Genomic DNA, 13362 nt, shown 5'->3' with positions numbered 1-13362 from the left:
CCCTTCTTGCTGAAGCCTTCGGGTCAGGAGGGGAGCAGACCCTTGTTCGCCTCGTAGAAGTTCACGATCGCGGGGTCGAGGGTGACTCCGCTGGACTTGGCGGCGTTGAAGAAGTCGAGAGCTTCCTTGGGCACCTGGACGCCCTGGCTCTGCACGACCTCGAGAGCGCGGTCGACGGCCGAGAAGATCTGCTGCGTGTCGGCAGGCGCGGCAGGCGCTGACTGAGCGAGCTGCGGCGCGGGGTTCCAGCGCGGGGTCTCGGCGGTGGCGGGCGCGGAGCGCGGGCTCGGCGCGCTGCTCAGGCCCAGCTTCGAGGAGCAGGAGGGCCAAGCGCCCCAACCCTGCGAGGCGAGCACCTTCTCGGCGACCGCGATCTGCTGTTCACGGCTGGCCTGGTTGGCGCTGGCGGCGTATTCCTGACCGCCGTGGGCGCGCCACGTGCTGGGCGAGAACTGCAGCCCGCCTTGGAAACCGTTGCCGGTGTTGATGCCCCAGTTGCCGCCGGCCTCGCACTGAGCGAGTCGATCCCAGTCGGAGTCGGGTGCCGCGCTGGCGTTGCCTGCGAAGGCCACACCGGCGGTGCCGATGATGGCTCCGGTCACGGCAACCTTGGCTACCGTGCGTCCGGTCGAGCTTGGCTTGCGATGGCGTCCACTCATATCGGGTTCGTCTTCCTCTCGACGCACCTGCGACATCTTCGGTTCTGGTTCGGACTGAGAGGTCGTCCGTTCCGCCCTCGCCCCTACGTTTCCGTCGGGGGATCCGGTACCCGCGGGGCGAGGCTCGGTGCGGCGGGCCGGTGGTCGCCGGGGGTGCCCCGGCTGGATAAGACCGTACGACGAACCGCGGGAAAAATCACTATTTGGTAACCGGCGTGTACCAACGGGTCTCGACGCGATATCGGACCGGGGAGGAGGCTTCATGCAGCTAGAGGCGCCGCGGCCGCACCCGCGGCGGGTCGTCACCGCTTCGTGATCTACTCGTAATGTGATGAGGATCACACACTGGAGTGGGTAACGATCGCATCGGGTAACCGGTTCGGTGTCGGATCGGAGATGATCACTCCGCTTCAGCGCGACCGGCGGCCCGAGCGCAGCGCGAAGACGAGCGCGAGCACGAACCCCAGCGGCGCGAGCATCGCCCCGAAGTAGAGCCACAGCCCCGGCTCGCCGTCGGTCAGCAAGGGGATCGCGAAAATCGCGACGATAGCCAGCAATCCCAGCGCGAACACGGAGAGCGCGAGTTGCAGCAACCAGTCGCCGCGCCGCCGTGGGGCGCCGCCGGGCGGGGTCGGAGCGGAAGGGTTCGTCACGGTTCGACGGTAAAACTGATGTGCTTGCGTTATTCGCACCGGGGTAGACTCGATAGCAATCGCGTCCTGCAATCCTGCTGGGCGCGTTCTTTTCGCACAGGAAAAGGGCCGGTCGCGCGACCGGCCCGGTAGACGGATGTGCTCGGGCCGTAGGGGTCCGAGTTTTCGATGATGAACGGGTGAGCGCAGTGCCGACCGGCAGGGTGAAGTGGTACGACGTCGAAAAGGGCTTCGGCTTCCTTTCCCAGGACGAGGGTGAGGACGTCTACGTGCGCTCGTCCGCGCTGCCCCAGGGCGTCGAGGGCCTCAAGCCCGGCCAGCGCGTCGAATTCGGCATGGCCGCAGGCCGTCGCGGCCCCCAGGCGCTGAGCCTCAAGCTGCTCGAGGCGCCGCCGTCGGTCCGGCAGGGCCAGGAACGCAACGCGCGCAAGGAGCCTGCCGCGCGCAGGCACACGCCGGACGAGCTGCACGGCATGGTCGAGGACATGATCACCTTGCTCGAGGCGAAGGTGCAGCCGGACCTGCGTAAGGGCAAGTACCCGGATCGCAAGACGGCGCAGCGCATCTCGGAAGTCGTCCGCGCGGTGGCGCGCGAACTGGACCACTGATTCCGCTCGATTTCGCTTCATCCGGGCGGCCGTCGGGCCGAATTCACTCGAGGTAGGCGTTTTGGGGCCGCGGAGGTCGAGGGAAGCCCGGTTGCCGGACTTCTGACGCCGATCGTTCGTGGCCGTCCATCGGTGGATTCATCCGACCCGCAGCGGGTTTCGGGCGAGTCCTGCCCGGCCACCGTGCAGGCGCCGTGCGCTCGGAACGCGCACCGGCGTCTGCGGAGTCGGCGAAAGACGTTGCGTCCGAGACTCGCTACGCCGTGCTGATCGACCAGGTGGCGTGCGGCACGTAGAACTCCCGGCCCGTTTCGTCGCGGGCGAGGATCGGCAGCTGGAACTCCACGCCGATGAGGCGCAGGTCCGGCTCCGGTTTGGAATCGATGGTGAGGGCGAAGGCCCGGTCCGGGTAGTCGTTGCGGCTGATCACCTGGTCGACTTTCTCGCCGTTCGGCAAAAGGTAGACCAATTGTGCGAGCCAAGGCGCGTCGGCGACCTTCTTCGGAAGCGACAGCTGCAGTGGGTAACCGGCGGGCACTTCCAGGTCGACGGTGCGGCCACGGTGGCAATCCGGCGTGTCGGGCCCGCAATTCAGCGTCGTGAACACCGTGCCGGGGACATTGTCCTCGGGCAGGATGCTGCAGTCCTGCATAGTCACCGAGCAGTAGCTGAACGGCCGCACGGTGACCGTCTTGCCGTGTGCGTAGGCGGTGAGTGTGACGTCGGGCTTCTCGGCGTCGTGGACCAGCACCGCCAGCACGCCCACGAAGGCGACGGTGAGCACGAGCAGTGCGACCGCGGCCAGCGCGGCGATCGTGCGTGCGTTGAGCTTGCTCACCAGATCGGGTCTCCTTGCCCTCGTCGAAAGCGTTCGGCGTCACCGTCGCGCGGCGCCGGGTCCTCCGCCCGAGGCGCGCTCGCCGGATATCCGTGCGGCCGGGTCGTCGGCACCTCTTGCTCCGCGTGCTGGGGACGGTTGCCGCCGAGGCCGGGCAGTAGCGAGTGGCCTCGGAAGCTGAGGAAAGTCTGCACCAAGCCGAGGACGAGTATCACGGTGACCACCGCGAAGCCCTTCCAGTAGTCGGTCGGCAGCAGCACACCGGCCGCACCGCCGACGACCCAGCTCAGTTGCAGCACGGTCTCCGACCGCCCGAAGCCGGAGGCGATCGACTCCGGCGGCAGGTCGTCCTGGATCGAGGCGTCCAGCGACACCTTGGCCAGCGCGCTCGTCCCCGCCGCCACCAGGGCCGCGGTCGCCGCGCCGAGGAGGTTGTCGGCGAACGTCGCGAACAGCGCCACCAGCGCGCACGCCGCCGTGCAGCCGAGCACGACCAGCGACGGCTTGCCGAGTTTCAGCCGGGCGCCCGTCGCATTGCCCGCGAAATTGCCGATGGCCGCGGCCGCGCCGACCGCACCGAGCATGAGGGCCTGCTGCGCGGGCCGGTGTTCTGTCGCTTTGGCGACGAACGCGACATAGAAGGTGAGGAACCCGGTCAGGACACGAATGGCGCTGTTGCCCCAGAGCCCGGTCACCACGGCGCGGCCGAGCGGTTGCCTGCGCTTGCGCGGCGGGATCGACGACTCCGCGCCGGACGAGAGCACCTCGGTGCGCGCGTCGGCGCCGTGATAGCTCAACGTCGCCGGCACCTCGCCCTCGGTCACCTCCACCCAGGAGGGGATGCGCAGACTCAGATACGTCCCCCCGCAAGCGATCAGCGCCGCGAAGACCAGTGCGCCGTTGGAGCCCGCGATCGCCGCGGCCGACCCGGCCAGCGCTCCGGCGCCCATGGTGCCGCCGACCAGCCCGAACACCGTGAGGCGGGAGTTGGTGCGGACCAGATCTATGTCCGGCGGCAGCACCCGGGGCGTGACCGCGCTCTTGAGCACGGAGAACGATTTGCTGCCGATCATCATGCACAGCGCGAGCGGATACAGCGCCCAGGTGTCGAACTGCAAGACCAGCACCACCGCGACCACCGCGCGCACCGCGAACGACGTCGCCAGCGCGAGGCGGCGACCGCGCTGCAGGCGATCGAGCAGCGGTCCGATCAGCGGGGCGATCACCGCGAACGGCGCGATCGTGATCAGCAGGTACAGCGCGACTTTCGTCTTGCTCTCCGCGGTGGCGCTGGCGAAGAACAAGGTGTTGGCCAGTGCCACCGCGATGGCGGCGTCCAGGGCGAAGTTCGCCATGGTGGCGTAGGTGAGCGCCGTGAGGCCGGACTTGTCCGCGCCGTCGGCCTTGGCCGCGCGCTGGAAGGTCGCGATGCCTTTCTCGGTGAGTTCCCTGCCGCGCATGGCGGCCACGCGGGTGACCGTGAGTTTGCGTGGCATCCGCCGCGCGCCGGCGGCATCGGGGCTCTCGGGTTGCCGGCCCTGATCCTGCGCGGCGGTCTCGGGATGGTCGCCTTCGGCGGGGGCCGGTGTCTCGCTGTACCGGGGCGGCTCCGGACGGTGCGGGAAGACGTGCCGAGCCGCGCGGCCGGAGGCCTTCGGCTGCTCGGCGTCGGGCCCGACCGGGAGCGGCTTGGTGGGCGGAGGCTGCGCGGGCCGTGGCGGGTCGCGTCGCGGGCTCGGCGGCGGTCCCGGCTGGTCATGACGCTCGGCGGCGCGTCCGGATCCCGGTCCGAGCGGTGGTAGCGGCCTGCGGCGCCGCGGCCCATTGGGTGGCGGATATCGGTCGAAACCGGGATGCCGATCGAACGGCGGGACCTCCTCGCCTTCCCGCCGATCACGGTCGGGACCGGAAGGTTCGCGGGGAGTAGTCACGACTCCAATTCTGGCGCACTCTCGGGCCGGGTGTTCACGCGCGCTCCGGGGTGGCGGCGGAAAGCGATCGTCGTCGCGACCCGCGATCACGCTCAGGCGGGGGCGAAGCGGACCTCGAACATGGTCGGCCAGTTCTTGCCCGTGATCAGAAACCGGTCGGTGCCGGGCAGTTGGGCGATGCCGTTGAGGGCGTCGGCGCCTGCCCGTGCGGTCGCGGGGAGCAGACCGGCGGCGTCGGCGGTCGCCAGCACGGCGCCGGAGTCCGGGTCGATGCGCAGGATCGTGTCGGTGGGCCAGTCGTTGGCGTAGACCGACCCGTCCGCCGCGCATTCGAGCTCGTTGAGGCGTGCGCCGTGGTGACTGTCGAGCTCGACCGAGCCGGTAGGGGCGAAGGTGACCGGATCACGGAAGGTGAGGCGGTCGGTGCCGTCGCTCATCACCAGCCGTCCGTTTCCGGCGCACAGACCCCAGCCCTCGCCGTCGTAGCTCACCCGGCCGCGTTCGGCGAGCGTCGCCGGGTCACGGGCGATGGCCACGCCGTCGTGCCAGGTCAGCTGCCAGAGCGTGGCGCCGGCGAGGGTGATGCCCTCGCCGAAGTACGGGGCGGGCAACTCAGTTCTGGCCAACTCCTCCCCGGTCGTGAGCCGGGACGCGCGCACGCCGGACGCGCCGACCAGCCCGGTGCCCTCGTAGAGCACGTCGCCGTCGACCTCCAGGCCTTGGGTGAACGCCTTCGTATCGTGCGGCCGGGTGGCGATCACCTCGATGTTCATGCTGGGTGCCTGGTCCGCTACGCCGCCGCATCCACCCACGATGAGCAGACCGACCAGCACACTGATGGCCAACGCACGCCGATTGCGTTCCATACGGCAAAATGTAGGCCGTGAGCGCAGTTTCTGTTTCGGAGTCCGGCGTGCGGCCGATTCTGGCCGATGCCGTCGATTTGGCCCGCCGTGCGCTCCTGGAGTTGGAACCGTCGGCCGTCGGCGCGCACCTCGGCGTGATCGCCGAGGACGAGAGTGCGGCGACCCACCGATTCGAGGCCACGCTCCCCGGTTACCGCGGGTGGCAGTGGGCGGTCGTGGTGGCCGCCCCGCCCGACGCCGACCACGCGACGGTCAGCGAGTCCGCGTTGCTGCCCGGGCCCGATGCCTTGGTCGCGCCCGAGTTCGTGCCCTGGGAGCAGCGCGTCCGCCCCGGGGATCTCGCGCCAGGGGACCTGCTCGCCCCGCCCGCCGACGACCCACGCCTGGTGCCGGGCTACGTCGCGACCGGCGATCCGGTGGTGGACGAGGTGGCCTACGAGGTCGGTCTCGGCCGTACCAAGGTGATGAGCAGGGAAGGCCGCGAAGAGGCCGCCGAGCGGTGGTACACCGAACACGGACCCGACTCGGAGATGGCCAAGGCCGCGCCCGCCACCTGCGGGACCTGCGGCTTCTATCTGCCACTCGCCGGGTCGCTGCGCGCCGCGTTCGGTGTCTGCGGCAATGCCATGGGCGCGGACGGGCGCGTTGTCCACGTCGCCTACGGCTGCGGCGCGCACTCGGATACCGAGGTTCCAGCCGGTAACGGGTCGCCGCTGTTCGAGGCGTACGACGACGCGGCCATAGAGGTGATCTCGCTCGAAACCGCCGACTCTCGCGTGGCCCCGCAGGGCGCCGACGAAGCGCCGACAACCGAGGACATCGATCCGCACGGTGCGGCCGCCGAGAATGTCGCGGTGGCCGCCGACCCGGGAGTCGCCGAAGGCGCAGCCGTGGCCGGGGATGCCGCCGTGGCCGCTGCGCCTGCTGAAGACGTCTCGACCGGCGAGGGTGCCGCGGTCGTCGAGAAGGCTGTGGACGTGCGGGCTCCTGCGGTTTCCGGGGAAGCTGCCATCGCGCCGGAGGACCGGTCCGAGACCACCGCCACGACCGGCGATCCCGCGTTCCGCCAGGATGCCGCACTCGGTGAGCGCGCCGCGGTGATCGAGGAAACCGCGGCGATCGGGCACGAAGAGGTCGCCGAGAACGCTGCGGTGACCGAGAACCCGGTCGTCGCTCGAGATGCGGTCTTCGCCCAAGACGACGCCGCCGCGATCGCCGCCGGCGGCGAGCATTCCGGCATCGCGGAAGCACTCGCGGCTGTCGAAGGTGACGAGGCGACGGAGGACACCGCCGCCTCGGAGGAAAGCACCACCGTCGAGGGCTCGGGCGCGACCGCCCAGCCCGCGGGCAGCACGGCGGCTACGCACCGCGATGTGGTCGAGTTCGTCGAGGTCAGCGCCGCCGAGGTCGGCGAAATCGACGCCGCCGCCGCGTTCACCGAATCGAGCATCCCGCCCGCCGTGCGTGCGACGCCGAGCGTGGACGATGCCGCCGAAGCACCGACCGGCCACGAGCCCGCCTCTGCCGGGACGGTCGCGGATGAGCCGAGCGTGGCGACGGACGACGCAGCCACCGGTCCGGCTCTCGGAACGGACGAAGCGGCGGACGCCGGTGAAAGCGGTTCGGATGTCACGCCGGCCGATACGGAAAACGCCGATGCCGCCACGCGTCCCGCGGTGGCGACCGATCGCGAGGCCGGTGCGGCGGAGTCCGAGTCGGGCACGACGGGATCACGTGCACCCGGGGTAACGAGCGGTGATGCGTCGCCGGGTTCTGACGATCGATATGCCGTCGACGCGCGCGCGACCGAACCGGACGCTGTCGAGTCGAGCGAAGCAGCCGGATCGAGTGACGCGACGACGGAGGCCGTCGAGTCGACCCCGGTGCAATCCGTCGCAGCCGATCCGAATGTGGCCGAGGCTTCCGACGCCGTGTCGCAGGCGCACGAGCCCGCATCGTCGTCCCAGACGGACACGCCTGGCGCACCGGAACCCACCGCTACGCCGGTCGCCGATGACGCCGACGCGCGATCCGAGTCGGGTATCGCTGATGCTCCGGGTTCCGAGGCACGGCCGGAGTTCTGGTCATCGCCGCGGAACTGAGCGACGCCGCCGACCCGTTCGGCACTTCGGCGCTGCGAGCGGCGGTGCTCGCCGCATGGCGTGATTCGCCGACGCGGTTGCGTGAGGACGCCGCTACCGAGAACGACCTGGTGCGCGCGGGCTATCGGGACCGCTTGCTGACCGAGTTGGCGCAGAATGCCGCCGACGCCGCGCGCAGGGCGGGCGTGGACGGCGCTGTCGTGGTCTGGCTGGACGGTCGTGACCTGCACGTCGGGAATACCGGTGCGCCGCTCGACGTCTCCGGTGTGCACGCGCTCACCGCCTTGCGCGCGTCGGGGAAGTCCGACGGCGGGACCGTCGGTCGATTCGGTGTCGGTTTCACCGCGGTGCTCGCGGTGAGCGACGACATCGAGTTGCGGTCGGCCTCCGGGTCGCTGTGGTTCTCGCGTGCCGAGACCCGGAACGCTCTGCACCGCAACGAGATCCGTTTACCTGCGGTCGATGCGGGCGAATTCGCCGCACCGGTGTTGCGGTTGGCCTGGCCGATCGAGGCGCGACCGGCGGACGGTCTCGACACCGAGGTGGTGCTGCGGCTGCGCGCGGACGTGGACGCCGACGCACTGCTGGCCGCGATGCGCGCCGAAGCCGTCGATCTGCTGCTGGAACTGCCCGCCCTGCACCGCATCCGGATCGGCACGGACGAATTCGTCAGCAGTGCCGAGGACATGGGCGACGGTATGCACGAGGTCTATGTCGACGGCCCCGGCAGCGAACAGCGCACCTGGTGGCAGTACCGCGCGCCGCGCGCCCGCTGGTTGCTGCCGGTGCGTGACGGCAGGCCGGTGGCCGCCGCCCCCGATGTGCTGCGCGCGCCGACCAGATCGGACGAGGAACTGTCCCTGCCCGCCTTGCTCATCGCCGACATCCCGATGCAGCCGGATCGGCGCAGATTGCTGCCCGGTGCGCGGCTCGGCGAACTGGCCCGCGGCTACGCGGATTTCGCTCGTGCTCTTCCGCCACGCGACCGGCTCGTGCTGGTACCAACGCCCGGGTTCGCTCGCAGCGAGGCCGATGGCCTGCTGCGCGAAGCGCTGCTGCGCGAATTGCAGACGCGTTCTTGGCTGCCGGTAGTCGCCACCCGCCGGCACGCCTACCCGGAAGGCCTAGGCGATCCCGAGCCCTTGACCGCGGACCACCTCGGATCGGGCACTCCCGCCTTTCCCGGTGCGGACGACGAACTGCGGGGCCGAGAATCGGGTGCCGTCGCCGACGTCGAAGCGGGGAACATCGCCGTCCCCACCCGCGCGTACGTCTTGGCCGGTCTGACCGCGGAATTGGCCGACCTGCTCGATGAAGTGGTCGGTCCCCTGGTGATCCCGGACCTCTCCGGACGGGCGCACACCGAGGCCATGGGCGCGCTGGACGTGCACCGGCTCGGCTTGGCTCGGCTGGCGGAGTTGTCCGGGGGCTTGGAGCGGCCGCCGAGTTGGTGGCGATCGTTCTACGCGGCGCTCGAACCGTTCGTGGTGGATCCGCTCGCGGCGGAGGAGTTGGGCGCGCTGGCGGTGCCGTTGGCCGACGGCAGACTCGTCACGGGGCCGCGCACCGTGGTGCTGGACGATCAGCTCGAGGTCGCGATCCCGCTGCACTGGGCCAGGCTGGCGCATCCGGAGGCCGCGCATCCCCTGCTGGCTCGGCTCGGCGCGCGGTCGGCCACCGCCGAGGATCTCCTGACCGACCCGGGCTTGCGTGCCGATCTGGAGGACCATCCGGGCGACCCGGACACCGCTGATGCCATCCTGCGTCTAGCCGCGCATGCCGACCGGGAGGCCCTGTCTTCCTGGCTGGGGCTGCTCGAATTGCCCGACACCGAAGGTGACTCGCGGCCCGCCGACGAACTGCTGCTGCCCGGCGCGCCGCTGCGCGAGCTGCTGGTGCCCGATGCGCCGTTCGGCACCGTCGACCCAGAACTGGTCGAACGCTACGGCGCGGACGCGCTGCGCGCCGTCGGCGTCGGCTGGGATTTCGGTGTGATCGTCGAAGCCGATCCGACCGGTCCGGACCACGATCTGGACGACGAGGAGCACTGGTGGTCCACGCTTCCGGACGATCCGCCCGAGCTGGTCGCCGTCCGTGACCTGGACCTGATCGATGACACCGCCTGGCCGGAAGCGTTGCGGCAGTTGGCCGGGTCGCCGCGCACCCGCCGCCTGCTCACCGACGCCGACGGTTACACCGCGTGGTGGTTGCGCCGATACGCGCGGGTCGACGGCACTCCGCTGGGACTTCTGCGCCATCCCGCCGACACCGACTTCGACGGTCTGTTACCGGCGTTCGCCGTCGCCGGCGTCGACCCGGACGCTTGTCGCGCGGTTCTCGCCGACCCCGCGACGATCACCGACGAGTTGGCCGCCGCTTTGTTGGAGGCGCTCGCCGACACGTCGAGAACTCCCTCGCCGGAGGTTGTCTCCCGCACTCATGCCCGCTTGGCCGCCGCTGTCGCCGCCGGCCTGCTCGACCTCGCCGACCTGCGGCCACCCGATCGCGTGCGCGCGCTCACCGGCGCCGTGGTCGATCCGGAAGACGCGTTCGTCCTCGATCGACCGTGGTTCGGCCTGGCGGTGCCGCCGGATAGATTGGTGGTCGGCGACGCCGGAACGGCCTCGTCTCTGGCGGCTCTGCTCGATCTGCGGCTGGTGTCGGAGGCCGTCACCGGCGAGGTGGTGAGCGTCGGCCGTCGCACGACCTGGGCAGCGGAGCCGCTGGGAGTCGTGCTGCGGCAGCTGTTCGCTTTGCCGCCGCAAGCGGGCGAGCTGGTCGTACACCACGACCTGACGGTGCGGTTGAGCGGCGCGATCGAGGCCACGGTCGCGGTGCCCTGGTGGCAGACCGGCTCGGCCGTGCACGTCCGCGCGCCGCGGCCGGGTGGCTGAGCTCGGCTACTGCGCCGCGTACCCCGTGAGCATCTCGCTCAGCAGATCGAGCTGTCCGCGCACGCTCTCGCTGTCGTTGTCAACCAGCCAGCGCAGCACCACACCGTCGATGACGTTGAGCGTGAACCGGCTCAGTGTCTGCACCGGGACCGACCAGGTGTTGCCGGTCGCGTCGCGCGCGTGCTCCAGGATGTCGGCGACCGTGGAGTCGTTGAAGTTGTACTGCTCGCGCGCGATCGCGAGTTTCGCCGGGGTTTGTTCGCCCTCGCGCAACGCGTAAGTGGTCGTTTCGTAAGTGAGCAGCTGTCGTTCCGGAGTGGCTTCAATGTTCAGCCACATCAGTTCCAGACCCGCGCGGATCAATTTTTGAAGGGCTTCTTTTCCACTTCCGACGTCCTGCCAAACCGTTTCGTTCGCGTCGACGGAATCGCGCAATTCCATCGACAACGCTTTGACCAGCTCGGTCATCAGCGCGTCCTTGTTTTCGAAACAGTAATGCACCACACCGAGCGAGACGCCGGCCGCCTGAGCGACATCACGCGTGGTCACGCCCGCAACACCCTTTTTCTCGGCAAGGCCGATCGCGGCCTCGATAAGGTGGGCCCGTCGTTCTTCGACGCTCAATCGGGAGGACACCCAAGGGAGTTAAGCGCCCACGGCTCGTGCAGTCAATTCAAGGGTGGAAAAAATCTGGACTGGACGAGTGACCAGTTGTGTGGTTCGCTGCATCGGGACAGAAGGAGACGGGTATGCCGGTGTCACGCCGAACTGTTCTGACTCGGACGGCGATCGGGTCCGCCACGCTCGCGGCCGCGACGGTGCCCGGGATGAGCGACGCACTCGGCGTTCCGGCGGCCGCCGCACCGGATCCCGGCGGTTACGAGATCGGTGTCGGACTCTCCGACATCACCGGCCCGGCCGCCGAATGCGGGATGATGGGCTACTCCCAGCTCGAGCAGCAGACCGCGGGCATCCACCTGCGCCCGCGGGCGCGGGCGTTCATCATCGGCGGCGCGGGGCGGCGGATCGTCTTCGTGGTCGCCGAGAACGGAATGATCTTCCAGTCCGTCCACCGCGGCGTGCTGACCGAACTGGCCCGGCGTTTCGGCGACCTGTACACCGAGCAGAACGTCCTGCTCACATCGACCCATTCGCACGCGACCTGCGGCGGCTCCAGCAACGACTACGCCTATAACCTGTCCATCCTCGGTTTCCAGCAGCAGGTGTACGACGCCGAGGTGAACGGGATCGTCGAGGCGATCGCAGCCGCGCACGCCGATCTCGGCCCCGGCTCGCTGTCCCTCGGCCGCGCCGAGCTGCACAACGCGAGTGTGAATCGGTCGCGCGTGGCTTGGGAGCTCAATCCGCCTGCGGACAAACAGCATTTCCCGGATGCCATAGACCCCGCGGTGACCACTCTCGTCTTGCGCAAGGGCGGGCGAACGGCGGGGACCATCACCTGGTTCGCCACGCACAACACGTCCATGACCAACACGAACCGATTGATCAGCTCGGACAACAAGGGCTACGCCGCGTTCTCCGCCGAGCACATCGAGCACGGCGTGCGTTACCTGGACGGCAAGCCCGCGTTCGTCGCTGCCTTCGCGCAGACCAACGCCGGTGACATGTCCCCGAACCTGAACCTGCGCCAAGGCTCCGGTCCCACCGAGGACGAGTTCGAGAACACCCGCATCCTCGGCGAGCGGCAGTACGCGGCGTCGAAAGAAGCGGTGGCCCAGGCCCGGTCGATCTCCGGCCCGGTCGACGGGACGCTCTGCTACATCGACCTGGCGGACATCGCGGTAGACGGCCGTTTCACGCCGGACGGCCTGCCGCGACGCACCGCACCGGCCGCGGCGGGAGTCTCGCTGATCGCGGGAAGCGTCGAGGACGGCCCGGGACTGCCCGGCGGCCCGATCCCGGAGGGCGTGCGCAACCCGTTTATCGAGTCGCTCGGCGATCCGGCCCAGCCCGCGCCGGTTTGGCTGGCGGACGCGCAGGCGCCGAAAGCGATCGCGGTGCCGTTGGGCCTGCTGCCTCCGGTGCCATGGGTGCCGAATGTGGTGCCGATTCAGCTCGTTCGCATCGGCGAGCTCTACTTGGCCGCCGCGGGCGGCGAGTTCACCATCACGTCGGGCCTGCGCATTCGCAAGGCTGTCGCCGCGGCGCTGAGCGTCCCACTGGAGCAGGTGCTCATGCAGGGATACGCGAACGCCTACCACGAATACGTCACCACGCCAGAGGAATACGACTCCCAGCAGTACGAGGGCGCTTCGACGCTGTTCGGCCGCTACACGCTGTGCGCCTATCAGCAGGAGTTCACCCGTCTGGCTACGGCATTCGCCGCCCGTGGACCGGTGCCGCGCGGCCCGGCCCCGCGCGATGTGTCCCAGCTGCAACCGAACTTCCAGCCGGGCGCGGGTCCGGACGCGGCCGCGCCGGGTCGCGACTTCGGTGACGTGCTCGTGCAACCGCACCCGTCCTACGGTCCCGGAGACCAAGTGCTGGCCGAATTCGTCTCAGCCCACCCGAAACACGACAATCGGCGTAACGGGACGTTCCTGGAAGTGCAGCGCAGGAATGCTTCCGGCGAATGGGTGCGGGTGGCCAACGAGGGCGAGTGGGCGGTGAAATACCACTGGAGCAAGCGCGGGCTCGCCGAGTCGGTGGCCCGGTTCACCTGGGACATCCCTCTCGACGCCGAGCCGGGACGCTATCGCTTCCAGCACTACGCCACCCGTCTGGATCCCGGCGGCGCGCTCTACCCGCTCACCGGCACAACCGACGAATTCGAGCTGGTCCGAAGGTAAC

The 13362-nt window shown here is 69.7% G+C and carries 10 protein-coding genes; 4 read left to right on the top strand and 6 right to left on the bottom strand.

Annotated features, from left to right (window positions below; all coding sequences use genetic code 11):
• Positions 1–23: 23 nt before the first annotated feature.
• The gene (locus ACWESM_RS05980) at positions 24–659 is read right to left on the bottom strand and encodes a resuscitation-promoting factor Rpf1 domain-containing protein (RefSeq protein WP_355074971.1); all 636 of its coding nucleotides are present in this window, start codon (positions 657–659) and stop codon (positions 24–26) included.
• Positions 660–1069: 410 nt separating this feature from the next.
• A complete protein-coding gene (locus tag ACWESM_RS05975; RefSeq protein ID WP_355074969.1) occupies positions 1070–1312 on the bottom strand; it encodes a hypothetical protein in 243 nt (80 codons plus the stop codon).
• Positions 1313–1500: 188 nt separating this feature from the next.
• Here ACWESM_RS05975 and ACWESM_RS05970 point away from each other — a divergent pair, with 188 nt between their 5' ends.
• Positions 1501–1920: a cold-shock protein gene (locus ACWESM_RS05970; protein WP_039795090.1), complete on the top strand. Its 420-nt coding sequence runs from the start codon at positions 1501–1503 to the stop codon at positions 1918–1920.
• 256 nt (positions 1921–2176) lie between these two features.
• On the opposite strand, the gene ACWESM_RS05965 is transcribed toward ACWESM_RS05970, so the two are convergent.
• From ACWESM_RS05965 to ACWESM_RS05955, 3 genes are all read right to left on the bottom strand, one after another.
• Entirely contained in the window at positions 2177–2758 is a 582-nt protein-coding gene (locus ACWESM_RS05965; RefSeq protein WP_355074967.1) for a DUF2771 domain-containing protein, read from the bottom strand.
• Positions 2755–4689, bottom strand: coding sequence for an MFS transporter (locus ACWESM_RS05960; protein ID WP_397275058.1), 1935 nt, complete (start codon positions 4687–4689; stop codon positions 2755–2757). Before ACWESM_RS05960 ends, ACWESM_RS05965 begins: the two co-directional genes overlap by 4 nt.
• Positions 4690–4781: 92 nt before the next feature.
• Positions 4782–5555: a glutaminyl-peptide cyclotransferase gene (locus tag ACWESM_RS05955; protein ID WP_355074963.1), complete on the bottom strand. Its 774-nt coding sequence runs from the start codon at positions 5553–5555 to the stop codon at positions 4782–4784.
• 17 nt (positions 5556–5572) lie between these two features.
• On the opposite strand from ACWESM_RS05955, the gene ACWESM_RS05950 reads away from it, so the two are divergent.
• Both ACWESM_RS05950 and ACWESM_RS05945 read left to right on the top strand, forming a co-directional pair.
• Positions 5573–7657: a DUF3027 domain-containing protein gene (locus ACWESM_RS05950; RefSeq protein ID WP_452491046.1), complete on the top strand. Its 2085-nt coding sequence runs from the start codon at positions 5573–5575 to the stop codon at positions 7655–7657.
• Between the two features lie 44 nt (positions 7658–7701).
• Positions 7702–10551 (top strand): sacsin N-terminal ATP-binding-like domain-containing protein, encoded by a 2850-nt coding sequence (locus ACWESM_RS05945; RefSeq protein ID WP_452491045.1) that lies wholly within the window; start codon positions 7702–7704, stop codon positions 10549–10551.
• A gap of 6 nt (positions 10552–10557) precedes the next feature.
• Here ACWESM_RS05945 and ACWESM_RS05940 read toward each other — a convergent pair whose 3' ends face one another.
• On the bottom strand, positions 10558–11175 hold the full coding sequence (locus ACWESM_RS05940) for a TetR/AcrR family transcriptional regulator (protein WP_228829715.1): 618 nt from the start codon (positions 11173–11175) through the stop codon (positions 10558–10560).
• 125 nt (positions 11176–11300) lie between these two features.
• On the opposite strand from ACWESM_RS05940, the gene ACWESM_RS05935 reads away from it, so the two are divergent.
• Entirely contained in the window at positions 11301–13361 is a 2061-nt protein-coding gene (locus ACWESM_RS05935) for a neutral/alkaline ceramidase (RefSeq protein ID WP_452491044.1), read from the top strand.
• The last annotated feature ends 1 nt before the right edge of the window (position 13362 follow it).

This window comes from Nocardia sp. NPDC003999, from assembly GCF_053604885.1.
Note: the sequence above shows the minus strand (reverse complement) of the source record. Positions and strands in the feature narration are given on the sequence as shown.

Coding starts and splice junctions, on each gene's coding strand:
- ACWESM_RS05980 (WP_355074971.1), bottom strand. CDS start 659: ATGAGTGGACGCCATCGCAAGCCAAGCTCGACCGGACGCACGGTAGCC.
- ACWESM_RS05955 (WP_355074963.1), bottom strand. CDS start 5,555: ATGGAACGCAATCGGCGTGCGTTGGCCATCAGTGTGCTGGTCGGTCTG.
- ACWESM_RS05935 (WP_452491044.1), top strand. CDS start 11,301: ATGCCGGTGTCACGCCGAACTGTTCTGACTCGGACGGCGATCGGGTCC.